Consider the following 25,358-nt stretch of genomic DNA (forward strand, 5'->3'; position numbering starts at 1 on the left):
GCCGCGTACGCTTGATCGTGATGAGACGCCGCACCCCGCCCCCGCCCTCTCCCCTGCCCCAACGCGACGGAGTGGATCCGGTGCGGGTGCGGCTGCCGGCCGGGAACGCGTGGGCGACCGTGCGGGATCATCTCGTGGCGCGGCTCGCGGCCGGGGGCGAGGTGATCGACACCATGCTCGCCGAGGGACGGATCGTGGACGTCACCGGACGCCCGGTGTCGCGGGACACGGCGTACGCGCCCGGGATGTTCGTGTGGTTCCACCGGGAGCTGCCTGACGAGGAGCGCGTGCCGTTCCCGATCGACGTCGTGTACCGGGACGAGCACGTGGTGGTGGCCGACAAGCCGCACTTCCTGGCCACCACCCCGCGCGGCAGCCACGTCGCCGAGACGGCCCTGGCGCGGTTGCGGCGGCAGCTGGGAATCCCGGCACTGGGCGCGGCCCACCGCCTCGACCGGCTGACCGCCGGGCTGGTGCTGTTCATCGTGCGACCGGAGGAGCGCGGCGCGTACCAGTCGCTGTTCCGCGACCGGCGGGTGGCGAAGGAGTACGAGGCGGTGGCCCCGTACGACCCGACGCTGGCCCTGCCGCGCACCGTGCGCAGCCGGATCGTCAAGGAGCGCGGCATCCTGGCGGCCCAGGAGGTCGAGGGCGAGACCAACGCCATCAGCCGGGTCGAGTTGCTGGAGCACCGACACGGGCGGGCCCGGTACCGGCTCACTCCGCGTACCGGGCAGACGCACCAACTGCGGGTGCACATGAGCGCGTTGGGCGTGCCCATCCTCGGCGATCCGCTCTATCCGGTGGTGACCGACCCCGTGCCGGCCGGTGATTTCCGGCGTCCGCTCCAACTGCTGGCGCGGGGCCTGGAGTTCACCGATCCGGTCACGGGGTGCGAGCACCGGTTCACCAGCCCGCGGGTGCTGCGGGCCTGGTCGTCGTACGAGGAGTGGGCGGGGTGACCCCGGTGGCCGGTCGCCTCATTCGCCGTGCCACCAGCGCAGGAAGCGGCGGAACAGGCCCGGTCGGCGGGCCGGTTCGGACACCGGCGCCGCGGCGGGCACCGCGGTGGGCTCGTCGACCGGGGCGGCGGGCGCCGGAACCGTGGGCGGGGTCGGCACGAAGCTGACCTGCCAGTCGTTCGGGCGCTGCCGCAGTGACGGGTTGACGGCGGGCTGCTCGGCGACATCCTGCTGGGCCTTGGGCGTGAACCTCACCGGCAGTTCCACCAGGTGCCGGTTCCCGATGGACGACCGCCAGCGCAGTTCGTCCTCCTCGCAGGCGAGCTGGATGTCCGGAACACGGGTCAGCAGCGCGTCGACGCCCACGTCGGCGATGGCACGGCCGATGTCCTGGCCCGGGCACTCATGAGGGCCACCGCTGAAGGCGAGGTGCGAGCGGTTGCCCATCATGTTGGCTTTGAGGTCGGGCCGCACCCGGGGGTCCACGTTGCCCGGCGCGGGCGCGAACAGCAGGCCGTCGCCCTTGCGGATGCGCTGGCCGCCCAGCTCCGTCTCCTGCTTGGCGAAGTAGGCGAAGACGGTGCTGAACGGCGGCTCGTCCCACAGGGACTGCTCGACCGCCTCGGGCACGGTCATCTGGCCGCCGTTCAGCTGGGCCCGGAAGCCCGGTTCGGTGAGCACCATGCGCAGCACGTTGGCGAGGAGGTTGGCCGTGGCCTCGTAGGAGGCGAGGAGCACCACGCGCAGGTGTTCCCTGACCTCGTCGTCGGTGAGCCCCGCCGGGTGGGTGACGAGGTGGCTGGTGAAGTCCTCCTGAGGCTGGGCCCGGCGCCGTACGGCGAGCCGGCCGAGGACCTCCATGAGGTAGCCGTGGCTGGCGAGCGCGGTCTCACTGCCCTTGAGACAGTCGCGGGCGGCCTGCACCAGCCGGTCGCCGTACTCCTCGGGCATGCCGAGGATCTCGCACATGACCGCCATCGGCAGATGCTCGGCGAACTCGGCGACCAGGTCGGCGTCGCCGTCCTCACAGAACTGGTTGACGAGGTGTTGGGTCGCACGGTAGATGTGGCGGCGGATGCCCCGGTGGTCGATGGTCGACATGGCGCCGGTGACCGCGCCGCGCAGCCGCAGGTGCTCGTCGCCCTCGGCGTGCGCGCAGATGGGCTGCCAGGCGAAGTGCGGCATCAGCGGGTGGTCGGGCTTGACCGTGCCGTCGAGCATGGAGGTCCACAGCCGGCTGTCCTTGCAGTACTGCGAGGGGCTGCTCACCATGTGCAGGTTCTCGCCGTGACCGAGCACCACCCAGATCGGCACGTCCTGGTGGAGCAGCGCGGGGGCCACCGCACCGTGTTCGGCGCGGAGTTTCTCGTACACGGCTCCCAGGTCCTCGGCCTCGGGACCGTACAACCGGCGCAGCCCGCCGGGGCCCGTGCCGTGCGCGGGGCAGCCGGGCGGCGGGCCGAAACTGGTGTCGTCCGTGTCGGTCGGGGAGTGAGGTTCAGGCGTCACAGTGATCGCTCCGGGAACTGAAGTGGATCCGGTGTCGGGGTAGTTGGGCGGGTCAGGTGAGTGAGCCCGTCATCGCCAGGGAGTGCAGGAAGCGCATCAGGGTCATCAGGACGTCCCGGCTGGAGGCGCGGCGGCGCGCGTCGCACTCGATGATGGGGACGTCCGGGGACAGGTCGAGCGCCGTACGCAGGTCCTCGACGGGGTAATGCGGGCCGTCCGGGAAGGAGTTGACGGCGATGACGAACGGCACCCCGCGCTCCTCCAGCCGTCCTATGACGTCGAAGCTGACTTCGAGGCGCCGCGTGTCGATCAGCACCACCGCGCCGAGCGCGCCCTCGAACAGCCCGTTCCACAGGAACCAGAAGCGTTCCTGGCCGGGGGTGCCGAACAGGTACAGCACCAGTTGGTCGGTGATGCTGATCCGGCCGAAGTCCATGGCGACGGTGGTGGCCGTCTTGCTCTCGGAGCCGTAGTTGTCGTCGACGCCGACGCCGGCCTGCGTCATGGTCTCCTCGGTGGTCAGCGGCCTGATCTCGCTGACCGAACCGACCATGGTCGTCTTGCCGACCCCGAAGCCGCCGACGATCACGATCTTCACCGCGGCCTGGGCCGTGTGCGGGAGATGGTCCTCGGTCCGAGGGCCCGTGATGGTGTCAGAGCTTTTGAAGTCCATGCATCACCGCTTCGAGGAGGGAACGGTCGGGGAGCGCCTGGCGGACGATCGGGGCGCGCGCCTGCACCAGTTCGGCCGTCAGCAGCTCGGTGAGCAGGACGGTCACCACGCTGTACGGCAGGTTGAGATAGGCCGACAGCTCGGCCACGGACAGGGGGGCGATACAGAGCCCGAGCAGGGCCGCCTGCTCGGGAGTGGCCGACTGCGGCGCGTCGGAACGCGCCACGATCAGCGTGACCAGGTCGAGTTCGGCCCGGTCACCGTCCTCGGTCGCGCCGGTGAGCACGTACAGCCGCTCGGGGATCTTTCCTTCGCCCGGTTTCTTGCCGGGTTCGGGAGGCGCTTTCTCCGCGGGTTGTCGCCGCTGGCGTTGCGGAGGAGTCATACGGTCTGCCCGTTGCGCCTCGGCGGGCTGGTGAGGTGGGCGCCGATTCTGACGACGAGGTCACGCATGCGGTTGCTCATCATGCCGGGCTCGGCGACCACGTCGGACAGCACTGCCAGATAGGCGTTGGCGCCCGCGGCCATCAGATAGAAGTAGCCGCCGTTGATCTCGATGATGACCATCTTCATCCGGCCGTCGCTGCCCGGGATCTCGGAGGCGACGGCACCCGCCAGGCTCTGGAGTCCGGCACAGGCCGCGGCGACGCGGTCGGCGGCGTCCGGGTCGCCGCCGTAGCGGGCGATGCGCAGCCCGTCGGCGGAGAGCACCACGATCTGCTGGATGCCGGGCACGCCGTCGGCGAGATCCTTGAGCATCCAGTCGAAGTTGGCTCGCTGCTGGATCACTTGAGGTCCCCCTCGTCGTCGGCCTCGACTCGGGCCGGCTCGGTCTTCTGGGTGAAAGCGGTCGGGTCCGGGTCGCCCTTGAGGCCTTCCATGAACGCCTCGACCCACAGGCCCGGTTCGGGTTCGTCCTTCTTCTCCGGCTCGGGCTCGGGTGTGCCCCAGGCGGAGCGGGCCTCCCGTGCGGCGGCCTCGGCGCGCTCGGCGGCGGCCTGTTCGGCGTACCGCTGGGCGAGCGGGACCTTGACCCGGCTGCGGCGCTGCGGCAGGCCGCCCGCCGTCCACTCGGTGACCTCGGGAACCTCGTCCTCCATGCTCACCGAGGCCGGGATGCGCGGGCTCGTGGGGCGGCGCCGCTTGATCGTGCGCTTGGGACCGTCGACCGCGCCGAGCTCCGCCTTGGGCAGGGCGGTGGCACCGATGCCGTGGGCGAGTCCGGGCGCGGTGCCGGGGGTGAGCATCTCGCTGGGCACGATGAGGACGGCGCGGACGCCGCCGTAGGCCGAGGCGCGCAGCGAGATCTGCATGTTGTACGTCGCGCAGAGCCGGCCGACGACGGCCAGGCCCAGGCGCGGGCTCTCGCCCAGGTCCTGGAGGTCGGTGCCGGCCTTGGCGCGCTCCAGCATGCCCTCGGCCCGGGCCCGCGACTCCTCGCTGAGGCTGACGCCGCCGTCCTCGATCTCGATGGCGACACCGGTCTGCACCTCTACGGCGGTGACGTGCACCTTGGTCTGCGGGGGCGAGTAACGCGTGGCGTTGTCGAGGAGTTCGGCCGCCGCGTGGATGACCGGCTCGACGGAGATGCCGCGGATGTTGACCTTGGCGATGGAGTGCAGCTCGATGCGCCGGTACTCCAGGATGCGGGACATGGCGCCGCGCAACACGCTGTACAGCGGCACCGGTTCGGGCCACTGACGGCCCGGGCGGCCGCCGCCGAGCACCGAGATGGAGTCGGCGAGACGGCCGATCAGCGCGGTGCCGTGGTCGATGCGCAGGAGGTCGTCGAAGACCTCGGGGTTACGGCCGTGGTCCTCCTCCATCTCCCGGAGTTCCTTGGCCTGTTGGTGGACGATGGCCTGGACGCGGCGGGCGATGCTGACGAAGGAGCGCTGCGCGGAGTCACGCATGTTCTCCTCGCGCTCCACGATCCTGAGCACGGTCCTCAGCAAGTCGCGCTGCGGCTCGGGAAGTTGCCGCCACTCCGGATCGGCGTCGACGACTTGGCGAATCACCTCTCCGGGGGATTCTCCAGTGCTGAGCCGGTGCAGCGTGGCGGGCAGGATCTCCTGACCGAGGCGGACCATCTCCTGGTTCTGTTCGGCAAGCCGCCGTTCCAGATACGCGGTGTGACGATTGTGCTCGGCGCGAGCGTCCCGCAGATTGCGTCCGCGACGTACCGCTTCGGCCGCCGTCATGATCACCAGCAGGGTGGCGACGGCTCCGCACCAGCCGACGGCGATCCGGGCAGGCCCCGCCACCAGGGCGACGGCGGCCCCGGTCGCCGCGGCCATCACTATGGCAGGCGGCAACAGCACGCGCGCGTAGGGAAGTTCACGGCCGGCGGGAGGCGATTGAACACTCACCATGTATGCCCTCTAAGACAGGTCGGCTGGGGGGATCGGTTGAATCTGGGGGGAGCTTCTGCATCTTTTGCATGTTTGGGAACAAGCGCACGAATACAGCCCAACTCGGTGCGCTGCGGGCGAGCTTAGTCCGACCGGATCACCGCTGTGTCATATTCAGCAAGCCCCTGAAAAGGGACACGGAAGGGGAGTACCCTCAGCCCATTTACACGCTGCGGCTTCAATCGCACACAGCGAGTCACGGCGAACAGGCATGCGAAAGTCACTCACCGTAAGGAGTGAAGCGCCGATTCCGGCTCGGGTTCGGGCCGGGACTCCGGATCAGATTCCGGCGATGCGCAAGGCCGCGTCGGCCGTCGCCTCCGCGAAGGCGGACACCGGCCGCTCGGGGTCGGACCGGTGCACGAGGATGACACCCTCGATCAGCCCGAACACCAGATCCGTCCGCAGCTCCAACTCGCTCTTGGCGAGCGCCCCGCCGGCCGCCGTCGCGGCGAGCAACTGCCGGTAGGTGTCCTTGAGTTCGGCGCGTACGGCATGGAAGCCGGCGAAACGCTCGGCGCGCACCTCGGGCAGCAGATAGAGCCCGCCGAGGTTGTGCGAACCGCCGCACAGCAGCTCGACGTCGGTACGGCACAGCTCCCACAGCCGGCCCTCGGCCGGGGTCGCGTCGTCCGCGAGGAGTTCCCGGGCGTACGTCAGCGAGGGCGTGACCGTGGACTCCAGGAGGTCCGCGAGCAGCTCCTCCTTGCCGGAGACGTAGTGGTACATCGACGCCTGCCGCATGCCCGCACGCTCGGCGACGGCCCGGGTCGTGGTGGCCGCGTAGCCGCGGGTGGTGAACAACTCGGCGGCGGCGGAGCGGAGTTCGGCGCGCGGGGACAGTCCACTGTCCGGCCGCTGATCGGCCCGCGGCCTGCCGACCCGGCGGCCCCCCTGTGCACCTGTCGTCCCCATGCGTTCGATCCTCGCACACGACCCCGGACCACGGACTCCCGATGATCTTCGTGAGGGCTCGGTAACCGAGCGGCAACACCCGGGCAACCCCGGCGACCCGGCGGCCTCCTAATTTCTGTCGAGCGACAGAAATGTCGTACGACCGAGACGTCCCCACAGCCGGAGGTCCCCCGCGATGGCGACAGCGACCACTTACGGAGCCCGCGCCCACGCCCGCGCCCAGGAGGGCAAGCGGGCCGAGGCGATGCCCGTCGTCCCGGCCGGCGACTGGCCGGCACCGCCCTGCGAGGCGGGCCACCTGGTGTGGGCCGAGACGGTCGCGGGCGGCAACTACACCCACCGCGTCCTGGCCCGCGGCACCGAGCTCCGCCTGACCGACCTGCGCGGCGACGCCTGCGCCCACCTGCTCCTGTACGCGGCCGACCGCCCCTGGGAGCGCCTGAACGTCGCCGACACGGTCAAGGTCCAGTGGAACGCCTACCTCGGCGAGGGCCAGCTCCTCCTCTCCGACCAGGGCCGCGTCCTCGCCTCCCTCGTCGCCGACACCTCCGGCCGCCACGACGCGCTGTGCGGCACCTCCACGCTCGTCCGGAACACCGAGCGCTACGGCGACGGCACCCCGCAGTCCGGCTCCCCCGCCGGGCGCGAGCTGTTCAAGCTCGCCGCCGCCAAGAACGGCCTGGAACCACGGGACCTGCCGCCCTCTCTCTCCTTCTTCCAGGGCGTCGAGGTCCGCGACGACGGCTCCCTCGACTTCACCGGCTCGACCGGCCCCGGAGGCAGCGTGACCCTGCGCGCCGAGCAGGACGTGACCGTACTGATCGCGAACGTGCCGCACCCGGCCGACCCGCGCGACGACTACGTCAACACCCCGCTGGAGGTGCTCGCCTGGCGCGCCGGGGCCACCGAGCCGGGCGACCCGCTGTGGGAAGCCACACCCGAAGGCCGCCGCGCCTTCCTCAACACCACCGAATTCCTTGCCGCGAGGGGGCTCATATGAAGACCGTGGACGTACCGGCCATGAAGACGGTGGAAGTACCGGCCCGCGCCGCCTGGTCCGCCGTCGTCCGCACGGGCGAGACCCTCACGATCACCGACCTGCACGGCAACCAGGCCGTCGACTTCCTCGTCTACGACGCCCACGACACCTCGGTCCGCTACAGCGCCCCGGACACCATCCACGCGCAGGGCAACCTCTTCCTGACCACCGGCAGCGTGCTGATGTCCAACGAGCACACCCCGCTGATGACCGTCACGGACGACGAGGTCGGCCGGCACGACACGGTCGGCGGCGCCTGCTCCAAGGAGTCCAACACCCTGCGCTACGGCCACCACACGTGGTCGCAGCACGCGTGCGTGGACAACTTCCTCGCGGAGGGCGCCCGTTACGGCCTCGGCAAGCGCGACCTGGTCTCCAACATCAACTGGTACATGAACGTGCCGGTCGAGAAGGACGGCACCCTGGGCATCGTCGACGGCCTCTCCGCCCCGGGCCTGAAGCTGACCCTGCGCGCCGAACGCGACGTCCTGGTCCTGGTCTCCAACTGCCCCCAGATCAACAACCCTTGCAACGGCTTCGAGCCGACGGCCGTACAGATGACGATCGTTGAGGCCGCCGCCCGAGGGGATGCCGCATGACCTTCGACACGCTGCTGATCGCCAACCGGGGCGAGATCGCCGTCCGCGTCATCCGCACGGCCCGCGAACTCGGCCTGCGCACGGTCGCCGTGTACTCCGACGCCGACCGCTCGGCACCCCATGTACGGCTCGCCGACGAGGCGGTACGACTCGGCCCGGCACCCGCGAAAGAGTCGTACCTGGACGCCGACTTGGTCCTCAAGGCGGCCAAGGACACGGGCGCGGGCGCGATCCACCCCGGCTACGGCTTCCTGTCCGAGGACGCGGCCTTCGCACGGCGCTGCGAGGACGCCGGCATCGTGTTCGTGGGCCCGACTCCCGCACAGCTGGAGCTGTTCGGCGCGAAGCACACAGCACGGGCGGCAGCCGAGGCGACCGGGGTCCAACTCGCCCCAGGCACAGGACTGTTGGCAGACCTGGACGAGGCACTCACCCAAGCAGCCCTGATCGGCTACCCCGTCATGCTCAAGGCGACCGGCGGTGGCGGCGGCATCGGTATGTCGGCCTGCCACTCCGCCGCCGAACTCACCGAGTCCTGGGAGCGGGTGCAGCGCGTCGCCGCCGCCTCCTTCTCCTCCGCCGGCGTCTTCCTGGAACGCCTGGTCGAGCACGCCCGCCATGTCGAGGTACAGGTCTTCGGCGACGGCGACGGCAAGGTCGTCACCTTCGGCGACCGCGACTGCTCCCTCCAGCGCCGCAACCAGAAGGTGGTGGAGGAGGCCCCGGCCCCGGGCCTCCCCGACCACGTCCGCACCCAACTGGCCGCCTCCGCCCGCGACTTGTGCGCCTCGGTCGGCTACCGCTCCGCCGGGACCGTCGAGTTCGTCTACGACGCGAGCCGCGAGGAGGCCTACTTCCTGGAGGTCAACACCCGCCTCCAGGTGGAACATCCGGTCACCGAGGAGGTCTACGGCGTCGACCTGGTCGCCTGGATGCTGCGCCTGGCCCGCGGTGAGAGGGACGTGGTCCGCGACCCCGGCACCCCGCGCGGCCACGCCGTCGAGGCCCGCGTCTACGCCGAGGACCCGTCCCGCGAACACCGGCCCAGCGCGGGCCTGTTGACCCGCGTCGAGTTCCCGCATGGCGTCCGCGTCGACGGCTGGGTGGAGACCGGCACCGAGGTGACGACGTCGTACGACCCGATGCTCGCGAAGGTCATCGCGTACGGCCCCGACCGCGCCCACGCGCTCCAGCGGCTCGACGAGGCACTGGCCCGCACCCGCGTGGACGGCATCGAGACGAACCTGGGCCTGGTCCAAGCGGCTCTGGCCGAACCGGACTTCAGAGCAGCCACCCACTCCACGGCGACCCTCGCCACCGTCACCGACCCCACCCCCCGTATCGAGATCGTCGCTGGCGGCACGCTCACCACGGTCCAGGACTGGCCGGGCCGCACCGGCTACTGGCAGGTCGGCGTCCCCCCGTGCGGCCCGATGGACGACCTCTCCTTCCGTCTCGGCAACCGCGTGCTCGGCAACGGCGAGGGCACCCCCGGCCTCGAATGCACCCTCCAGGGACCGACGTTGAGGTTCACCCACACCACCACGGTGTGCGTGACGGGCGCCCCGGCACCGGTGACGGTCGACGGCACGCCGGTCCCGCAGTGGGAGCCGGTGACGGTACCCGCGGGCGCGACCCTGGAGATCGACACCCCGGCCGAACACGGCCTGCGGACCTACGTGTTGTTCGCGGGCGGCCTGGACGTGCCCGCCTTCCTCGGCAGCGCGAGCACCTTCACCCTGGGCCGCTTCGGCGGACACGGGGGCCGGGCCCTGCGCACCGGTGACGTCCTGCACGGCGGCACGGTCGCCGAGGGCACACCGGTATCCCCGGCCGACCGCCCGGCGTTCGGCGCCGTATGGGACGTAGCGGCGGTCGAAGGCCCGCACGCGGCACCGGAGTTCTTCACCGAGGACGACATCCGCGACTTCTACGCCGCCGACTGGAAGGTCCACTTCAACTCGGCGCGCACGGGCGTCCGCCTGGTCGGCCCGAAACCCCGCTGGGCCCGCACCGACGGCGGGGAGGCGGGCCTGCACCCGTCCAACATCCACGACACCCCGTACTCGGTCGGCGCCGTCGACTACACGGGCGACATGCCGGTACTGCTCGGCCCCGACGGCCCGTCCCTCGGCGGCTTCGTCTGCCCGGCGACGGTCATCAGCCAACAGCGCTGGAAACTGGGCCAGTTCAGGCCCGGCGACACGGTGCGCTTCGTCCCGGTGAACGTCGACGGCTCGCCCCGTCCCGACATAGTGGACGGCGGGATACTCGCCCGGGACGGAGACGTCACCTTCCGCCGCAGCGGCGACGACAACCTCCTCGTCGAATTCGGCCCCATGCAACTGGACTTGGCCCAGCGCATGCGGGTCCACGCCCTGATGGAGGCGGTGGCGGAGGCCGACTTCGAGGGCGTCACGGACCTCACCCCAGGCATCCGCTCGCTCCAGATCCAGACAGACCCGACCCGCCTCCCCCAGTCCCAACTCCTCACCTCAGTAAGGGAGATAGCGGCAGCACTCCCGCCCACGGACCAACTGATCGTCCCCTCCCGCACGGTCCACCTCCCCCTCTCCTGGGACGACCCGGCAACGCGCGAGGCGATCGCCCGCTACATGGCCGGTGTCCGCGACGACGCCCCTTGGTGCCCGTGGAACATCGAGTTCATCCGCCGCGCCAACGGCCTGGCCTCGGTCGAGGACGTCTACGCCACGGTCTTCGACGCGGAATACCTCGTACTGGGCCTGGGAGACGTCTACTTGGGCGCACCCGTGGCCACCCCCCTGGACCCCCGCCACCGCCTGGTGACGACCAAGTACAACCCGGCCCGCACCTGGACCGCCGAGAACTCGGTCGGCATCGGCGGGGCGTATCTCTGCATCTACGGCATGGAGGGCCCCGGCGGCTACCAGTTCGTGGGCCGTACGACCCAGGTGTGGTCGGGCTGGCAGCAGCGCGGCGCGTTCGAGCAGGGCTCGCCCTGGCTCCTCCGCTTCTTCGACCGCATCAAGTGGTACCCGGTGGAGCCGGACGAACTCCTCGAACTCCGGGCCGACATCACCTCGGGCCGCTTCGTCCCGCGCATCGAGGAGGGCACGTTCTCGCTCGCCGAGTACGAGGCGTTCCTCACCGAGAACGCCGAGTCCATCGCGGAGTTCAGGTCCCGGCAGCAGACCGCGTTCGGCGCGGAACGCGATGCCTGGGAGGCGGCGGGCGAGTTCACCCGGGCGGAGGCGGCGGCCGCCCCGGCACCACCGCAGGCCGAGGTGACGGTCCCGGCGGGCGGACGCCTGGTGGAAGCCGAATTCGCGGCCTCCGTCTGGCAGTTGAACGTAGCGCCGGGCGACGAGGTGACGGCCGGCCAACCCCTCCTGGCCCTGGAGGCGATGAAGATGGAGTCCAGGGTGCACGCGCCCATGGCCGGCGTGGTCACGGAGATCCTGGCCAGGCCCGGCGACCAGGTCGAGGCGGGCACGGCGCTGCTCGTCCTGGCCCCCGCAAGCTGAACAGCAAGGAGCACCAAGAGATGTCGACCACCTCGACCACCGTGTCCCGAGTCCGCGCCGCCTACGCCCGTATCGAGGCCGTAGCCCGCCCCGAGATCTGGATCGACCTGCGCCCGCAGCCGGAGGTCGAGTCCGAGGCGAGGGCGCTGGACGAACGACTGTCAGCGGGCGAGCAACTCCCGCTCGCGGGCTGCCTGTTCGCGGCCAAGGGCAACATAGACGTCCACGGCCTCCCGACGACGGCGGGCTGCCCCGCATACGCCTACGACCCGGAGACCGACGCCCCGGTGGTGGCCCGGCTCCGCGCGGCCGGCGCGATCGTGCTCGGCACCACGAACCTCGACCAGTTCGCCACGGGCCTGGTCGGCACCCGCTCCCCGTACGGCGCGGTCCGCAACGCCCACGATCCGGAGCGGATCAGCGGCGGCTCCAGCGCGGGTTCGGCCGTCGCGGTGGCCCTCGGCATCGTCGACTGCGCACTCGGCACCGACACGGCGGGCTCGGGCCGGGTCCCCGCCGCCTTCAACGGCATAGTCGGCCTGAAGCCCACCCGTGGCCTGGTCCCGACGGCGGGCGTGGTCCCGGCCTGCGCCTCGATCGACTGCGTGACGGTCTTCGCCCGCACCCTCCCCGAGGCCGAACAGGCCCTGTCCTTCATGGCCTCTCCGCCGGACAGGGACCTCCCGCCCCTCCCCCAGCGCGCACCGGGCCCGTGGCGCGTCGCGGTAGCCGCACGGAACGACCTGGGCGAGTTGGACGAGGGCTGGGCGGAGGCCTACGAGAAGGCGGTCACCCGCCTCCGTTCAGCGGGCTGCGAGATCCGCACCCTGGACCTCACCCCGTTCACAGAAGCGGCGGCGATGCTCTACCAGGGGGCGTTCGTGGCCGAGCGCTACACAGCGGTAGGAGCCTTTGTCGACAAGGCGATCGCATCCGGCACCGAGGGCCTGGACCCCACAGTCACCGGCATCATCACCCGAGCCCGAGACATCCCGGCCCACCAGCTGTACGCGGACGAGGAACGCCTGGCCGCCCTCCGCACCCGAGCCCTCGCCGAACTGGCGGACTCGGACGCCCTGTTGCTCCCGACGACACCGGGCCACCCCACCCTGTCCGAGGTGGCCGCCGACCCCCTGGGCGCCAACGCCCGCCTGGGCCGCTACACCAACTCCACCAACCTCTTCGACCTGGCGGCGGTAGCAGTCCCGTCGGCCGAGGTGAACGGCCTCCCCTTCGGCGTGATGCTGATCGGCCCGTCATTCACAGACGACCGCTTGGCGCGCATAGCGCGCGAGTTGGAGCCGGAGACCTACATCGCCGTAGTAGGCGCCCACCTGACGGGCCAGCCCCTGAACCCCCAACTCCTGTCCCTGGGCGCCCACTTGGACCGCACGACCACAACGGCCCCGGTCTACCGCCTGCACGCCCTGACAACAACTCCGCCCAAGCCGGGCCTGGTTCACGTCGGCGAGGGCGGAGCAGCGATAGAGACAGAGGTATGGCGCCTACCAGCAGAGGGCCTGGGCCGCCTGCTGGCAGGCCTGCCCCGCCCAATGACGCTGGGCAGCGTAGAACTGGCAGACGGAACAAGGGTCCCGGGTTTCCTGTGCGAGCCGGGCGCGCTGTCCAACGCAGAGGACATCACAAGCTACGGCGGCTGGAAAACGTACCTGGGCCGGAGTTTTTAGGGGCGCGGGGAACTGCGCGACCAGCCACAGTCAACCCGCACCCGCCAACGAACCCTCACCCCACCGACGAGTAGGCCACAACCCCCCGCAGCAACAGCTCAACCGCCTTACGCGCATTCTTCGCCACAGTGGAAGACGCCTCGCCCCCAGTAACCGGCGCCGCGGCAGAAATCTGCCCCAACACATCGATCACCTGCTTGCACCACCGAACAAAGTCCCCGGCCGGCATCTCAACCTCCCGAAGAACCTCGTCCAACCCCTTCCCACTGGCCCACATATACGCGGCCCAGGCAAACCCAAGATCAGGCTCCCGCTGCCCGACCCCCTCGGTCTGAGTGATCCGGAAGTCCTCCTCAAGGGCGTCGAGCCGCCCCCAGATCCGCACCATCTCCCCCAGCGCGGCCTTGGCCGCACCGGACGGCACCTTGGGAACGGTCGCGTCGTCACTGACCCGCGCCTCGAACACCAACGCCGAGACGCACGCGGCGAGTTCGGCAGGGGAAAGCCCCTCCCAGACACCCTCCCGCAGACACTCGCTGGCCAGCAGATCGAGCTCGCCATACAACCGGGCCAGCCGCTTGCCGTGTTCGGTGACCTCGTTGCCGCGCAGATAGTCCAGGTCGGTCAACAGCGCGACGATCCGGTCGAAGGTCCGGGCGATCGTGTTGGTCCGCCCCTCGATCCGCCGCTCCAGCTGCGAGGTGTCCCGCAGCAGCCGGTGGTACCGCTCGGCCCAACGGGCGTGATCCTCACGGTCGTTGCACCCATGACACGGGTGCGCCCGGATCGCCGTACGCAACTGGGCGATCTCCCGGTCGTCCGCGGCCTGCGAGCGCTGCTTGCGGGCCCGCTCCGGCGGGATGTGCCCGGCCTTGGTGCGCAGCGCGGACGCCAGGTCCCGACGGGACTGCGGGGAACGGGGGTTGAAGGACTTCGGGATCCGCATCCGGTCCAACGCCTCGACCGGGACGGGGAAGTCCATCGACGCGAGCCGCTTGACCTGCCGCTCGACGGTCAGGACCAGCGGACGCGGACCGTCGTGCTGCTCGAAGCCACGATGACCGTTGGACCGCCCGGCGGGCAGTCCCGGGTCCAACACCAGTGCCAGACCCGCGTACTTGCCGGTCGGGACATGGATGACGTCTCCCGGCTTGAGCTTCTCCAACGCTACGGCGGACTCCGCACGGCGCTGTGCCACACCCTGCCGGGCCAGCTCGGTCTCACGGTCCTTGAGCTCGCGGCGCAGCCGCATGTAGTCGTCGAAGTCGCCCAGGTGGCAGGTCATGGAGTCCTTGTAGCCCTCCAGACCCTCCTCGTTGCGCTGCACCTGCCGCGAGATCCCGACGACCGACCTGTCCGCCTGGAACTGCGCGAAGGACGTCTCCAGCAACTCCCGCGAGCGATGCCGCCCGAACTGCTCGACGAGGTTGACCGCCATGTTGTACGACGGCTTGAAACTGGAGCGCAGCGGGTACGTGCGCGTGCCGGCGAGTCCCGCGAGGTGCTCGGGACTGATCCCGCGCTGCCACAGCACGACGGCGTGGCCCTCGACATCGATGCCGCGGCGGCCGGCCCGACCGGTCAACTGGGTGTACTCGCCGGGGGTGATGTCGGCGTGCTGCTCGCCGTTCCACTTGACGAGCTTCTCCAACACCACCGAGCGCGCGGGCATGTTGATGCCGAGCGCCAGGGTCTCCGTGGCGAACACGGCCTTCACGAGCCCGCGCAGGAACAGCTCCTCGACGACCTCCTTGAACGTCGGCAGCATGCCCGCGTGGTGGGCCGCGATGCCGCGCTCCAGGCCTTCCAGCCACTCGTAGTACCCGAGGACATGGAGGTCCTCGTTCGGAATGGACGCCGTGCGCTCCTCGACGAGCGCCCGCACCCTCTCCCGCGCCTCGTCGTCGTTGAGCCGCAGCCCGGCGTACAGACACTGCTGTACGGCCGCCTCGCAGGCGGCGCGGCTGAAGATGAACGTGATGGCGGGCAGCAGGTCTTCGTTGTCCAGCCGCTCGATGACCTCGGGGCGGCCCGGTGTCCACACCCGCGAACGCGATCTGCGCTCCCGCTCCCGGTCGGCCTCGCGCATGGCACGGCCGCGCTTGCGGTCCTGGTAGGAGGGGCGCTGCGCCTCCATGCGGGCCAGGCGGGTGAGGTCAGGGTTGACGGCCTTCTTGTTGCCCTCGCCCTCCTCGAAGAGGTCGTACATCCGCCGCCCGGCGAGCACGTGCTGGAACAGCGGCACGGGCCGGTGCTCGGAGACGATCACCTCGGTGTCGCCGCGGACGGTGTCGAGCCAGTCGCCGAACTCCTCGGCGTTCGACACGGTCGCCGACAGCGAGACGAGGGTCACCGACTCGGGGAGGTGGATGATCACCTCTTCCCATACGGCGCCGCGGAAGCGGTCGGAGAGGTAGTGCACCTCGTCCATGACCACGTAGCCGAGGCCGAGGAGGGTCTGCGAACCGGCGTACAGCATGTTGCGCAGCACCTCGGTGGTCATGACGACCACCGGGGCTTCGGAGTTGACGCTGTTGTCGCCGGTGAGCAGGCCGACCTTGTCCGCGCCGTAACGGCGGCACAGGTCGGCGTACTTCTGGTTCGACAGGGCCTTGATGGGGGTCGTGTAGAAGCACTTCTTGCCCTGCTGGAGGGCGAGGTGGACGGCGAACTCGCCGACGATCGTCTTGCCGGAGCCGGTGGGCGCCGCGACCAGCACGCCCTTCCCCGCTTCGAGCGCCTGGCAGGCCTCGATCTGGAAGGGGTCGAGACCGAAGTCGTACATCTCGCGGAAGTCCGCGAGCGCGGTGGCCTGCTCGGCTGCCCGCAGGCGGGCTGCCGCGTACCGCTCGGCCGGGGAGAGGTCCTCTGTCATCGTGCTTTCGAGCGTACCGGGCGCCACTGACAACAGGACGATCATTATCCGTTCCCACGAGTCCTCCACACACGGAGACCGGCCGCCCGCGCTGCGGGAACGGCCGGTCTCGGTGGAGTCCGGGAGGTGATCAGGTCACGTCGTCGTAGCCGTTGACCCGGTCGGAACCGGTGCCGCCCGCCTGCTCGGGCAGGGCTGCCCGGCCGGCCGAGACGGTCTCGATGTCGCCGATGTCCTCGGGGGTGAGATCCAGGTCCGAGGCCTCGTCGTCGTCCGGTCCCTCCGCCTCGCGACGGCGCTTGCGCCGGTCGTTGAGCAGGGAGAAGACGACCGCGCCGAAGTACAGCACCCAGATCGGCCCGGCCAGCGCCAGCATGGTCAGCGGGTCGGTGCTGGGAGTGGCGATGGCGGCGAAGACCGTGATGCCGAGGATCATGGCCCGCCACCAGCCGAGCATCCGCGTGCCCGTCAGCGCGCCGGTGAGGTTCAGCATGATCAGCAGCAGCGGCAGCTCGAAGGAGAGGCCGAAGACGAGCACCATGCGCGTGACCAGGTCGAGCAGGTCGTCCAGCGGCAGCAGGTTGTTGACGTCCTTCGGCGTGAAGCCGATCAGGACCTTCGCCGTGGTGGGCAGCACCTTGTAGGCGAAGTAGGCGCCGCCGAGGAACAGCGGGACGCCGGTGCCGACGAAGGAGAGCGCGTACTTCTTCTCGTTCTTGTGCAGGCCCGGGGCGATGAAGCCCCAGAGCTGGTACAGCCAGACCGGGGAGGCCAGGACGACACCGGCCATCAGGGACACCTTCAACGCCAGCGTGAACGGTGTCAGCAGACCGTTGATCGTGATCTGCGCACACTGGTGGGTCTTGTCGCCCGCCTTCTGCAGTTCCTCGAAGGTGGAGGCGCAACCGACCGAGTCCAGCACCGGCTTGGTGATGATGTTGACGATGTCGTTGTAGAAGAAGGCGGCCACGCAGGTCACCACGATGATGGCGAGCATCGCCTTCGCGAGCCGGTTGCGCAGCTCACGCAGATGGTCCGCGAGGGGCATCCGCCCCTCGGGGTCCTTCTCCTTCGTGCGGGCAGACTTAGGCAACCCACGTCCTCATCTCGTGCGGCAGGCCGAGGGGGTCCCGGCCCTGCGTCAGCGCTTGGTCGTGTCCGACGGCTCGGTGACGGGACGCGAACTGGTCACGTCGCCGGGGGCCGCCTGGATGGTGCGCTGCACGGACTCGTCGGTGTTCGGCGGGCCGGCGGGGGTGGGCGTGGTGTTGCCCTCTTCCTTCATCGCCTTGGCTTCGCTCTTGAGGATGCGGGCGGACTTGCCGAGCGAGCGGGCCATGTCCGGAAGCTTCTTCGCGCCGAACAGGAGCACGATGACGACGAGGATGAGAATGATCTCGGGAGCTCCGAGCCTTCCGAACATAAGTCTTTACCTTCTCACCGAGGCGGCTGGGGTGGGGTGCTGTGCGACCGGTCGGACATCTGTCCGACCTTCGTGCTGCCAGCGATCGTAACGCTCAGGGGTAAACGTGAGGCAATCCCCGTGCGTACTCCCGGTCCGCGCTCCGTGCCTCGTTATCCGGACCGCGATCAGCAGCGTACCCGCCTCCGCCGACAACGTGACAGGGCAAAGTGACGCGAAGCGCATGAGGCGCGCAACTCACACCCCGCCCATATGTGACTCACAGTGCGTCCACGGAACGCGCCGTCGACACCGCCGCCCGTTCCAGGTCCTCGGCCGCCCGGTTGATGCGGTGCGCGGCGTCCGCGACCTGGAGTCCGAGCCGCCGCGCCTCCAGGAAGACCCGGACGGCGAGCACGCCGAGCACGGCGAGACCCAGGAAACCCACAGCTACCGCGACCATCGCCCAGAACATGGGGCGAGCCTAGACCCTGCTACCCGACGGAGGTCAGCCGCAGGGTCCTGACCCCGCCGCCGACGAGCAGTTCGACGATCCGCTCGCCCGCGGGCTTGCGTACGGCCGCGCCGCAGTCGGGGCAGGTGAAGGAGTAGAAGGTGGTGCGGCTGGTGGCGCCGATGGCGAGGCGCAGGGCGCTCGCCGCCAGTTCGAAGTTGCCCCGGCAGTCCGGGCAGCCCGCTCTGAACATCACGGGGACCACGCTCTTCATCCCGGCGAACGCGGCGGCCACCGTCATCTCCGGACCACCCGAGACGCCCTGGGCGTCCGAGACGCCCGGGACACCCGTCATCGTCGACTCGCTCACAGCCCCTGCTCCTCTTTCCTTGGTCGTTCGCCTCCGGGGCGCTTTCAGCCGTTACCGAGAGGGCGACCGTGCTCACCCCTTCGGGCCTCCGCGCGCTCGCCCTCTCGGTAACGGCGCGCCCCTACGACTCACTCCCGCCTCTCGTCAACACCGTGCACTGCGTCAACCACACCCTGCGGGCCGTCGTACGCCTCCAACGCCTCGCGGGCGGCCCGGCGGGCGCTGTCGGCGAGGTCGCTCGGGGAGACGATCCGGCCGTCGCGCCCGAGCCGCAGGGCCAGGCGTCTCAGGGACGTGGGGTCGGGGGTGCGCAAGGTAATACGCAGCCCGCCGTCGGGAAGCTCATCGGCGCTGTCGTGCGGGTAGTACTCGGCGACCCAGCGCCCGCCAGGGCCGACCTCCACGACGACCTCCGGGTCCTCGGCGGCGGGCTGCACCAGCGCCTCCGACAGGTCCCGCAGTTCGATCTCGGGCGGTGCGGACGGCTCGTCGAGGATCTTGATCTCGGCGACCCGGTCGAGGCGGAAGGTGCGGCGCGCCTCGGAGCGCCGGCACCAGGCCTCCACGTACGTGTGCCCGATGCTGACCAGCCGGATGGGGTCGATCTCGCGCTCGCTCAACTCGTCGCGGGCGGGCGAGTAGTAGCGGATCCACAGGCGGCGGCGCTCGGAGATGGCCCGGTCGACGTCGGCGAAGACCCCGCCCTCGGACTCGAAGGTCACCGACAGCCGCGCGCTCGCGCCGGCCGCCTCACCGGCCGCCGCCTCCAGCTTGGCGTTGGCCCGCAGCAGCGCCTGCCGGTCGCTCTCGCGCAGGCCGGGGAGCGTCGATACGGCGCGGGCGGCCACCAGGAGCGCGGTCGCCTCGTCGGCGGCGAGCCGCAGCGGTTCGGCGACGTCGTCCGGGTTGTGCCACCAGATGCGGTCGCCGTCGGTGTCGATGTCGAGGAGGTCGCCGCCGCGGAAGCTGGTCCCGCACATGGGCAGGATGTCGAGGTCGGAGACCAGCTCGTCCTCGGTGATCCCGAAGGCACGGGCGACGTCCTCGATACGTGCCCCGGGGCGCTCCTTCAGATAGGTCACCAGGGAGAGCATCCGCCGGGTCTGGTCGATGGCGTTGACGGGCCTGACCGGTTTGCCTGCCACAGTTCTCTTCCGCTCCCCCTCAGCCCTTGGCCACGGCACGCAGCCGGTCCACCACGTCGGCCCGCAGCTCGGCGGGTTCCAGGACGACGACATCGGGCCCGAACTCCACCAGCCAGGCGTCCAGCCCGTGGCCGTACGGAATCTCCAACTCGTCCCAGCCGTCCCCGAGTTCCCGCACCGCCACGGCTTTCGCCCGCAAGGGGTATCCGGAGCCCGTGCGCAGCCGGATCAGCGCGGAGCGGTCGGCGGTCTCCCCCGCCCAGCTCGCGACGGTCTCCCGCACGGTGACGACGTCGGGGATGTCCGCGGTGAACCGCCCGTTGCGGGACCGCACCCTGCCGGTGATCCGGGACAGCCGGAAGACGCGCTCGGCGCCCCGGTCCCGGTCCCAGCCGGCGAGGTACCAGTGGCCGCGCCAGCACTCCAGCGCCCACGGCTCGACGTTGCGGGGTTCGGGGCGCGCGGCGGTGGCCTTGCGGTAGTCGAAGACGACGGGCCGGCGGTCGCGGCAGGCCAGCATCAGCGGCTCGAACGACGCCTCGTGCACCGGGATGCGCGGCTCCAGGGCGCCGTGCGGCTCGTACGGGTCGAGGTCCTCGGGCATCCCGGCGGCGCGCAGCTTCTGCAGCGCGCCACTCGCGGCGCCGGCGAGCCGGGCCTGCTGCCACACCTTGGCGGCGAGACCGAGCGCGGCGGCTTCCTCGGCGTCGAGGGTGATGGGCGGGAGGCGGTTGCTGTCGCGGCGGGCGAGATAGCCGACCTCGCCGTCCAGGTTCTCCACCGTCTCGATGACGAGGCCGAGTTCGCGCAGATCGTCCTTGTCGCGCTCGAACATCCGGTTGAAGGAGTCGTCGCTGCCCGCTTCCAGGTACGCCTCGATGGACTCGCGCAGCTCACGCTTGCTGAGCGGCCGCCGCGTCCCGAGCAGACACAGCGCGAGGTTCATCAGCCGCTCGGCCTTGGCAATGGCCATCGACGCCCTTCGCCTCCCTGTATGTGCTTACGAACGATGACCGTACCGCCCCACGGAGGCCTGGCAAAAGCCGAGGGCCCATGCCCTCACAGGCATGGGCCCCAGGTGATCGGGTCCGGTCGGAACCGGTGATCAGACGGCGACGAGGTCGACCACGAAAATCAGGGTCTCGCCCGGCTTGATCGCCGGGGTCGGGCTCTGGTTGCCGTAGGCGAGGTGCGCCGGGATGGTCAGTTGGCGACGGCCGCCGACCTTCATGCCCTGTACGCCCTGGTCCCAGCCCTTGATGACACGGCCGCCACCGAGCGGGAACTTGAACGGGGTGCCGCGGTTCCAGCTGGCGTCGAACTCCTCGCCGGTGCTGAAGGCCACGCCCACGTAGTGGACGGTGACGTTCTGGCCCGCCACCGCGACCTCGCCGTCACCCTCCCAAAGATCCTTGATCTCCAGGGCGGCCGGGGCTTCGCCCTCCGGGAAGTCGATCTCGGGCTTCTCGATGCTCACGTCTCTGGCTCCTGCTTGTGTACGACAAGACAACTCGGACAGTCTCGCATCCCGGCCGGGATCGCGTTGCGGCCAGGCCCGACCCTCTCAGGGGTCACATGGCCGCCAGGATGTCCACGGAGAACACGAGGGTGTCGCCCTTCTTGATGGCGCCGCCGCTCGGCGGGGTGTTCCCGTAGGCCAGGTCCGCGGGCGCGACGATCATGACGCGGCTGCCGACCTTCTTGCCGGTGATGCCCTGGGCCAGGCCCTTGACGACCGATTCCATGTCCTTGATCGCGAACTGGCTCAACCGCCCCTGGGAGTACGTCGATTCGAACTCCTTGCCGGTGCTCCAGACCACGCCCTTGAACTGGCAGAGGATCGACTGGGCCTCCTTGACGACGGCTCCGTCGCTCTCCAGGACGTAGTTCGACACCAGCTTCTTCGGCGGGTCGGTCTTGGGGACGGTGACCGAGGGGGCCTTGCCGTCGGTGTTGGTGCCGACCTTGGGCAGATCGGCGTCGGACTGCGCGACGGTCGAACCCTTGGCGGAGCTCTTGGCGTTGAAGGAGTCCTGGACGTCGATCACGAAGACCAGCGTGTCGGTGCCCTTGATGCCCGCCTCGGAGCTGCCCGCCGTGCCGTATCCCCAGGTCGGCGGGATGGCCATCTCGACGCGGCTGCCGACCTTCTTGCCCGCCAGGCCGTAGCGCCAGCCGTCGATGATGCCGCCCTGCGCGAGCTGGATGACCAACGAGGTCTTGCGGTCGTAGGAGTTGTCGAAGACCTTCGCCGTCGACCAGATCTGGCCCAGGTAGTTGACCTTGACGAAGTCGCCCTCCGCCACGGCCTTGCCGCTGCCCGCGATCACCGTCTTCACCGCGAGGTCCTTCGACGGATCACCGCTGCCCTTGGCGACCGTCGGCTTCTCGTCGAACTTCGTGCCCGCGGTGATCGCCGGCAGCGGACCGTCCACGAGCTTCGGCGGCGGAACCGCCGTGGCCGAGGCGGACGGTGAGGGCGACGGCGACGCGCTGGCCTTGCTGGAGGAGGAATCGCTGTCACCACACCCCGCGAGCGTCACAAATCCTGCGGGAACAGCGATGAGAAGGGAGCGTCGGCGCACGGTGAAGGCCTCGTATCGGTCGATCTCGTTGATGGCGTGCGCGCAACTCTACGACGTGGCACGGGCCCCGTACGTGAAACGTACGGGGCCCGTGTGGCGTACCGAATATGTATCCGGAGGTCGATATCCGGATACTTTCGCCTACATTCCGGCGATCAGTTTCTCCACCCTGTCGTCCACGGAACGGAACGGGTCCTTGCACAACACCGTGCGCTGGGCCTGGTCGTTGAGCTTGAGATGGACCCAGTCGACGGTGAAGTCCCGCCGCTGTTCCTGAGCCCTGCGGATGAAGTCGCCGCGCAGCCGTGCCCGAGTGGTCTGCGGCGGAACGGACTTGCCTTCGAAGATCTTCAAGTCGTTGCAGATCCGGGCGGCTTGGCCCTTCCTCTCGAGGAGGTAGTAGAGCCCTCGGCGACGGTGGATGTCGTGGTAGGCGAGGTCGATCTGCGCCACCCGCGGGTGGGACATGGTCATGTTGTGCTTCGCCCGGTACCGCTCGATCAGCTGGTACTTCATGACCCAGTCGATCTCGGTGCCGATCCGGTCGAGGTCCTCGGCCTCGATCGCGTCGAGCGTGCGGCCCCACAGCTCCAGGACCTGCTCGACGGTGCCCGTGCGGATGCCGCGGCGCTCGACGAAGTCCACGGCCTTCTCGTAGTACTCGCGCTGCACCTCGATCGCGGAGGCCTCGCGTCCGCTGGCCAGACGCACCTTGCGCTTGCCCGTGATGTCGTGGCTGACCTCGCGGATCGCCCGGATCGGGTTCTCCAGGGTCAGGTCGCGCATCACCGTGCCCGCCTCGATCATGCGCAGCACCAGGTCGGTGGCGCCGACCTTGAGCAACATGGTCGTCTCGGACATGTTCGAGTCGCCCACGATGACGTGGAGACGGCGGTAGCGCTCGGCGTCCGCGTGCGGTTCGTCCCGGGTGTTGATGATGGGCCGGGAACGCGTCGTCGCCGAGGAGACGCCCTCCCAGATGTGTTCGGCGCGCTGGCTGACGCAGTACACGGCGCCGCGCGGAGTCTGGAGCACCTTGCCCGCGCCGCACAGAAGCTGACGCGTGACCAGGAACGGGATGAGGATGTCCGCGAGCCGGGAGAACTCGCCGTGCCGTGCCACCAGGTAGTTCTCGTGGCAGCCGTACGAGTTGCCCGCCGAGTCGGTGTTGTTCTTGAAGAGGTAGACGTCGCCCGCGATTCCCTCCTCGTGCAGGCGTCGTTCGGCGTCCACCAGGAGTCCTTCGAGAATGCGCTCGCCGGCTTTGTCGTGGGTGACCAGTTCGGTCACGTTGTCACATTCGGGGGTCGCGTATTCCGGATGTGAGCCCACGTCGAGATAGAGCCGGGCGCCGTTTCGCAGAAAGACATTGCTGCTGCGGCCCCATGACACGACACGGCGGAAGAGGTACCGAGCCACTTCGTCGGGAGACAGACGCCGCTGTCCCCTGAACGTACACGTGACGCCGTACTCGTTCTCCAGCCCGAAAATGCGGCGGTCCATGACTGAACATTACGCCCGATCGCCTGTGCTGAAACGGGGTTCGGCGGCACGGTTTGGATCATTTTCCGATGAAGCCGCAACCACCGCGCCCACGGCGGGAGCTGCGAGGACCCGCCCGGTGGCCACCAGAACCAGCAGCGACACCACCCCCGCGACCCCCGGCACGGCGAACCCCCACAGCGCCCCACCGGCCTGTACGACCGGCCCCGCGACGCCCGTTCCGACCGACGCCCCCACGGTGAACGTCGTCACAAGCCACGAGAAAGCCTCGGTGACCGTGCCCTTCGGGGCGTGCCGGTCGACGATGATGAACGCGCAGGCGAGGGCCGGCGCGAGGAACACCCCGGCGAGCACGGTGAGCAGCACCATGGCGACCGCGCCCGGCATGAGCATCAGCGGCAGGTAACACACCGCCAGCAGCCCCACCAGGACCCGCAGTCGCCGCTCCGGCACCCCGCTCCACTGCCGCGCCCCGTAGACGGTGCCGCCCAGCAGCGCGCCCAGTCCGATCGCCGCCATGAGCCAGCCGTAGACCACGTCACCACCGTGCCCGTCGGCGTACGACACGGACGCGACCGTGATCGACCCGAGCGCCATCCCGACGAACAGGAACGCGCCGAGCAGCGCGAGGAGCCCCGGCGAGCGCAGGGCGCCCAGCCAGTGCGCCTCACGCGGAGCCGAACGCCACGCGCGCGAGGGCGGCGACACGACTACGGAGAGGGCGCCCAGCACCCCGATGACGTTCAGCACGAGCAGCGCCACGGGGGCGGACCACAGCGACACGAACACCGTCACGAGCAACGGCCCCACGGTGAACATGACTTCCTGGGCGACCGCGTCCATGGCGTACGCCGTGTGCACCTGGTCCTCCCGGCGCAGCACCGCCGGCCACAGCGCCCGCAGACCGCCCTCCAGGGGTGGCGCGAAAAGCCCGGCGGCCGCGACGGCCGTGTAGGCGAGCGGCAGCGGATCGGTGCCCCAGAAGGCGAAGACGGCCATGGAGAGCGCCGAGAGGACCGCGGCGGGCAGCTGCACGCGCGGCTGCCCGTGGACGTCCACCAGGCGCCCGAGGGGGGGCTGTCCGACCGCGTTGGCGATGCCGTACACGGCCGCGAGCGCCCCCGCGAGGCTGTAGGTGCCGCCCTCGGCGCGGATGAACAGCACGATCGCGATCGCCGCGGTGGCGTTCGGCAACCGCCCCACCAGCGTGCCCACCAGCAGGCGGGTGGCGTGCCTCGCCCTGAGGATCTCCAGATATCCCACGGCCTCGTACCGCCCTCCCCCTCACCGCACACATGAGGTTTTACGTATAACGTCGTCTGTCATACGTACCATGTGCGCTGTTCACGAGTCCATACGGAGTCCCCACGGAGTCCTCACCAAGGAGCAGGCCGACGGTGGCAGCAGGCAGCACCCGCCCCACGAGCCGCGACGTCGCGCAGGCCGCCGGCGTCTCCCAGGCGGCCGTCTCCCTGGTGCTCGGCGACAAGTGGCGCGGCCGGGTCTCGGCCACCACCGCCGAACGCGTCCGCGAGGCCGCCCGCGACCTGGGTTACCGCCCCAACCTCGCCGCCCGCAACCTCCGCCTGGGCCGCACCCGCACCGTCCTGCTCGTGGTCCCGGTCCTCACGACGGAGTTCTTCGCGGGCGTCTACACCGGCGCCGCCCGCGTCGCCGCCGAACACGGCTTCGGCGTCGTCCTCTACCCCTCCCCCGAGGGCA

The 25,358-nt window shown here is 70.1% G+C and carries 23 protein-coding genes; 6 read left to right on the forward strand and 17 right to left on the reverse strand.

Going from position 1 to position 25,358, the window contains the following annotated elements; all coding sequences use genetic code 11:
* Positions 1–20 precede the first annotated feature (20 nt).
* Complete coding sequence (locus tag ACNFOC_RS10260) at positions 21–962, forward strand: RluA family pseudouridine synthase (RefSeq protein ID WP_416958773.1); 942 nt, start codon at positions 21–23, stop codon at positions 960–962.
* 18 nt (positions 963–980) lie between these two features.
* Here ACNFOC_RS10260 and ACNFOC_RS10265 read toward each other — a convergent pair whose 3' ends face one another.
* The 6 genes from ACNFOC_RS10265 to ACNFOC_RS10290 form a co-directional block, all read right to left on the reverse strand.
* A complete protein-coding gene (locus tag ACNFOC_RS10265) occupies positions 981–2,471 on the reverse strand; it encodes a cytochrome P450 (RefSeq protein ID WP_416958774.1) in 1,491 nt (496 codons plus the stop codon).
* Between the two features lie 52 nt (positions 2,472–2,523).
* The gene (locus ACNFOC_RS10270; RefSeq protein ID WP_390165160.1) at positions 2,524–3,144 is read right to left on the reverse strand and encodes a GTP-binding protein; all 621 of its coding nucleotides are present in this window, start codon (positions 3,142–3,144) and stop codon (positions 2,524–2,526) included.
* On the reverse strand, positions 3,125–3,529 hold the full coding sequence (locus ACNFOC_RS10275; RefSeq protein WP_266870892.1) for a DUF742 domain-containing protein: 405 nt from the start codon (positions 3,527–3,529) through the stop codon (positions 3,125–3,127). The genes ACNFOC_RS10270 and ACNFOC_RS10275 overlap by 20 nt, the downstream gene beginning before the upstream one ends.
* The gene (locus tag ACNFOC_RS10280) at positions 3,526–3,933 is read right to left on the reverse strand and encodes a roadblock/LC7 domain-containing protein (RefSeq protein WP_019064912.1); all 408 of its coding nucleotides are present in this window, start codon (positions 3,931–3,933) and stop codon (positions 3,526–3,528) included. The genes ACNFOC_RS10275 and ACNFOC_RS10280 overlap by 4 nt, the downstream gene beginning before the upstream one ends.
* On the reverse strand, positions 3,930–5,516 hold the full coding sequence (locus ACNFOC_RS10285) for a sensor histidine kinase (RefSeq protein ID WP_416958775.1): 1,587 nt from the start codon (positions 5,514–5,516) through the stop codon (positions 3,930–3,932). The genes ACNFOC_RS10280 and ACNFOC_RS10285 overlap by 4 nt, the downstream gene beginning before the upstream one ends.
* 318 nt (positions 5,517–5,834) lie before the next feature.
* On the reverse strand, positions 5,835–6,470 hold the full coding sequence (locus tag ACNFOC_RS10290) for a TetR/AcrR family transcriptional regulator (protein ID WP_416958776.1): 636 nt from the start codon (positions 6,468–6,470) through the stop codon (positions 5,835–5,837).
* A gap of 175 nt (positions 6,471–6,645) precedes the next feature.
* On the opposite strand from ACNFOC_RS10290, the gene ACNFOC_RS10295 reads away from it, so the two are divergent.
* The 4 genes from ACNFOC_RS10295 to atzF are packed head-to-tail and all read left to right on the forward strand — an operon-like array spanning position 6,646 to position 13,302.
* A complete protein-coding gene (locus ACNFOC_RS10295) occupies positions 6,646–7,470 on the forward strand; it encodes an urea amidolyase associated protein UAAP1 (protein ID WP_416958777.1) in 825 nt (274 codons plus the stop codon).
* Between the two features lie 20 nt (positions 7,471–7,490).
* Positions 7,491–8,108, forward strand: coding sequence for an urea amidolyase associated protein UAAP2 (locus ACNFOC_RS10300; protein WP_416958789.1), 618 nt, complete (start codon positions 7,491–7,493; stop codon positions 8,106–8,108).
* Positions 8,105–11,614, forward strand: coding sequence for a 5-oxoprolinase/urea amidolyase family protein (locus ACNFOC_RS10305; RefSeq protein ID WP_416958778.1), 3,510 nt, complete (start codon positions 8,105–8,107; stop codon positions 11,612–11,614). Before ACNFOC_RS10300 ends, ACNFOC_RS10305 begins: the two co-directional genes overlap by 4 nt.
* Positions 11,611–13,302 carry an allophanate hydrolase gene (atzF, locus tag ACNFOC_RS10310; RefSeq protein WP_416958790.1) on the forward strand — a complete coding sequence of 564 codons (1,692 nt, stop codon included), beginning with the start codon at positions 11,611–11,613 and terminating at the stop codon, positions 13,300–13,302. The genes ACNFOC_RS10305 and atzF overlap by 4 nt, the downstream gene beginning before the upstream one ends.
* A gap of 55 nt (positions 13,303–13,357) precedes the next feature.
* On the opposite strand, the gene ACNFOC_RS10315 is transcribed toward atzF, so the two are convergent.
* The 11 genes from ACNFOC_RS10315 to ACNFOC_RS10365 all read right to left on the reverse strand — a co-directional run bounded on the left by ACNFOC_RS10315 (position 13,358) and on the right by ACNFOC_RS10365 (position 24,899).
* A complete protein-coding gene (locus ACNFOC_RS10315; protein ID WP_416958779.1) occupies positions 13,358–16,222 on the reverse strand; it encodes a DEAD/DEAH box helicase in 2,865 nt (954 codons plus the stop codon).
* Positions 16,223–16,307: 85 nt separating this feature from the next.
* Complete coding sequence (gene tatC / locus ACNFOC_RS10320; protein WP_416958780.1) at positions 16,308–17,270, reverse strand: twin-arginine translocase subunit TatC; 963 nt, start codon at positions 17,268–17,270, stop codon at positions 16,308–16,310.
* A 48-nt stretch (positions 17,271–17,318) separates the two neighbouring features.
* The gene (tatA, locus tag ACNFOC_RS10325; RefSeq protein ID WP_416958781.1) at positions 17,319–17,600 is read right to left on the reverse strand and encodes a Sec-independent protein translocase subunit TatA; all 282 of its coding nucleotides are present in this window, start codon (positions 17,598–17,600) and stop codon (positions 17,319–17,321) included.
* A 259-nt stretch (positions 17,601–17,859) separates the two neighbouring features.
* The gene (locus ACNFOC_RS10330; RefSeq protein WP_033283741.1) at positions 17,860–18,054 is read right to left on the reverse strand and encodes a hypothetical protein; all 195 of its coding nucleotides are present in this window, start codon (positions 18,052–18,054) and stop codon (positions 17,860–17,862) included.
* Between the two features lie 19 nt (positions 18,055–18,073).
* A complete protein-coding gene (locus ACNFOC_RS10335; RefSeq protein WP_416958782.1) occupies positions 18,074–18,403 on the reverse strand; it encodes a hypothetical protein in 330 nt (109 codons plus the stop codon).
* A 128-nt stretch (positions 18,404–18,531) separates the two neighbouring features.
* Positions 18,532–19,548, reverse strand: a complete 1,017-nt coding sequence (locus tag ACNFOC_RS10340) for a helix-turn-helix transcriptional regulator (protein WP_416958783.1) — start codon at positions 19,546–19,548, stop codon at positions 18,532–18,534.
* A 19-nt stretch (positions 19,549–19,567) separates the two neighbouring features.
* Entirely contained in the window at positions 19,568–20,521 is a 954-nt protein-coding gene (locus ACNFOC_RS10345; protein ID WP_406128655.1) for a helix-turn-helix transcriptional regulator, read from the reverse strand.
* Positions 20,522–20,653: 132 nt separating this feature from the next.
* On the reverse strand, positions 20,654–21,025 hold the full coding sequence (locus tag ACNFOC_RS10350) for an FKBP-type peptidyl-prolyl cis-trans isomerase (protein WP_416958784.1): 372 nt from the start codon (positions 21,023–21,025) through the stop codon (positions 20,654–20,656).
* A 94-nt stretch (positions 21,026–21,119) separates the two neighbouring features.
* Complete coding sequence (locus tag ACNFOC_RS10355; RefSeq protein ID WP_416958785.1) at positions 21,120–22,133, reverse strand: FKBP-type peptidyl-prolyl cis-trans isomerase; 1,014 nt, start codon at positions 22,131–22,133, stop codon at positions 21,120–21,122.
* 141 nt (positions 22,134–22,274) lie between these two features.
* A complete protein-coding gene (gene pafA / locus ACNFOC_RS10360) occupies positions 22,275–23,636 on the reverse strand; it encodes a Pup--protein ligase (RefSeq protein WP_366097020.1) in 1,362 nt (453 codons plus the stop codon).
* Between the two features lie 9 nt (positions 23,637–23,645).
* Positions 23,646–24,899, reverse strand: a complete 1,254-nt coding sequence (locus ACNFOC_RS10365) for an MFS transporter (protein ID WP_416958786.1) — start codon at positions 24,897–24,899, stop codon at positions 23,646–23,648.
* A 134-nt stretch (positions 24,900–25,033) separates the two neighbouring features.
* On the opposite strand from ACNFOC_RS10365, the gene ACNFOC_RS10370 reads away from it, so the two are divergent.
* Positions 25,034–25,358, forward strand: a 325-nt coding sequence (locus ACNFOC_RS10370; RefSeq protein WP_416958787.1) for a LacI family DNA-binding transcriptional regulator, incomplete at its 3' end; no start/stop codon positions are given.

Origin of the sequence: Streptomyces colwelliae (assembly GCF_048158785.1) — a bacterium.
Classification (GTDB): Bacteria; Actinomycetota; Actinomycetes; order Streptomycetales; family Streptomycetaceae; genus Streptomyces.

What these genes read in the sequence shown, in the direction of transcription:
- ACNFOC_RS10290 (WP_416958776.1), bottom strand. Translation starts at nt 6,470, where the DNA reads ATGGGGACGACAGGTGCACAGGGGGGCCGCCGGGTCGGCAGGCCGCGG.
- ACNFOC_RS10270 (WP_390165160.1), bottom strand. Translation starts at nt 3,144, where the DNA reads ATGGACTTCAAAAGCTCTGACACCATCACGGGCCCTCGGACCGAGGAC.
- ACNFOC_RS10295 (WP_416958777.1), top strand. Translation starts at nt 6,646, where the DNA reads ATGGCGACAGCGACCACTTACGGAGCCCGCGCCCACGCCCGCGCCCAG.
- ACNFOC_RS10260 (WP_416958773.1), top strand. Translation starts at nt 21, where the DNA reads ATGAGACGCCGCACCCCGCCCCCGCCCTCTCCCCTGCCCCAACGCGAC.
- ACNFOC_RS10315 (WP_416958779.1), bottom strand. Translation starts at nt 16,222, where the DNA reads ATGATCGTCCTGTTGTCAGTGGCGCCCGGTACGCTCGAAAGCACGATG.
- ACNFOC_RS10275 (WP_266870892.1), bottom strand. Translation starts at nt 3,529, where the DNA reads ATGACTCCTCCGCAACGCCAGCGGCGACAACCCGCGGAGAAAGCGCCT.
- ACNFOC_RS10300 (WP_416958789.1), top strand. Translation starts at nt 7,491, where the DNA reads ATGAAGACGGTGGAAGTACCGGCCCGCGCCGCCTGGTCCGCCGTCGTC.
- tatA (WP_416958781.1), bottom strand. Translation starts at nt 17,600, where the DNA reads ATGTTCGGAAGGCTCGGAGCTCCCGAGATCATTCTCATCCTCGTCGTC.
- ACNFOC_RS10305 (WP_416958778.1), top strand. Translation starts at nt 8,105, where the DNA reads ATGACCTTCGACACGCTGCTGATCGCCAACCGGGGCGAGATCGCCGTC.
- ACNFOC_RS10330 (WP_033283741.1), bottom strand. Translation starts at nt 18,054, where the DNA reads ATGTTCTGGGCGATGGTCGCGGTAGCTGTGGGTTTCCTGGGTCTCGCC.
- ACNFOC_RS10285 (WP_416958775.1), bottom strand. Translation starts at nt 5,516, where the DNA reads ATGGTGAGTGTTCAATCGCCTCCCGCCGGCCGTGAACTTCCCTACGCG.
- ACNFOC_RS10345 (WP_406128655.1), bottom strand. Translation starts at nt 20,521, where the DNA reads ATGGCCATTGCCAAGGCCGAGCGGCTGATGAACCTCGCGCTGTGTCTG.
- pafA (WP_366097020.1), bottom strand. Translation starts at nt 23,636, where the DNA reads ATGGACCGCCGCATTTTCGGGCTGGAGAACGAGTACGGCGTCACGTGT.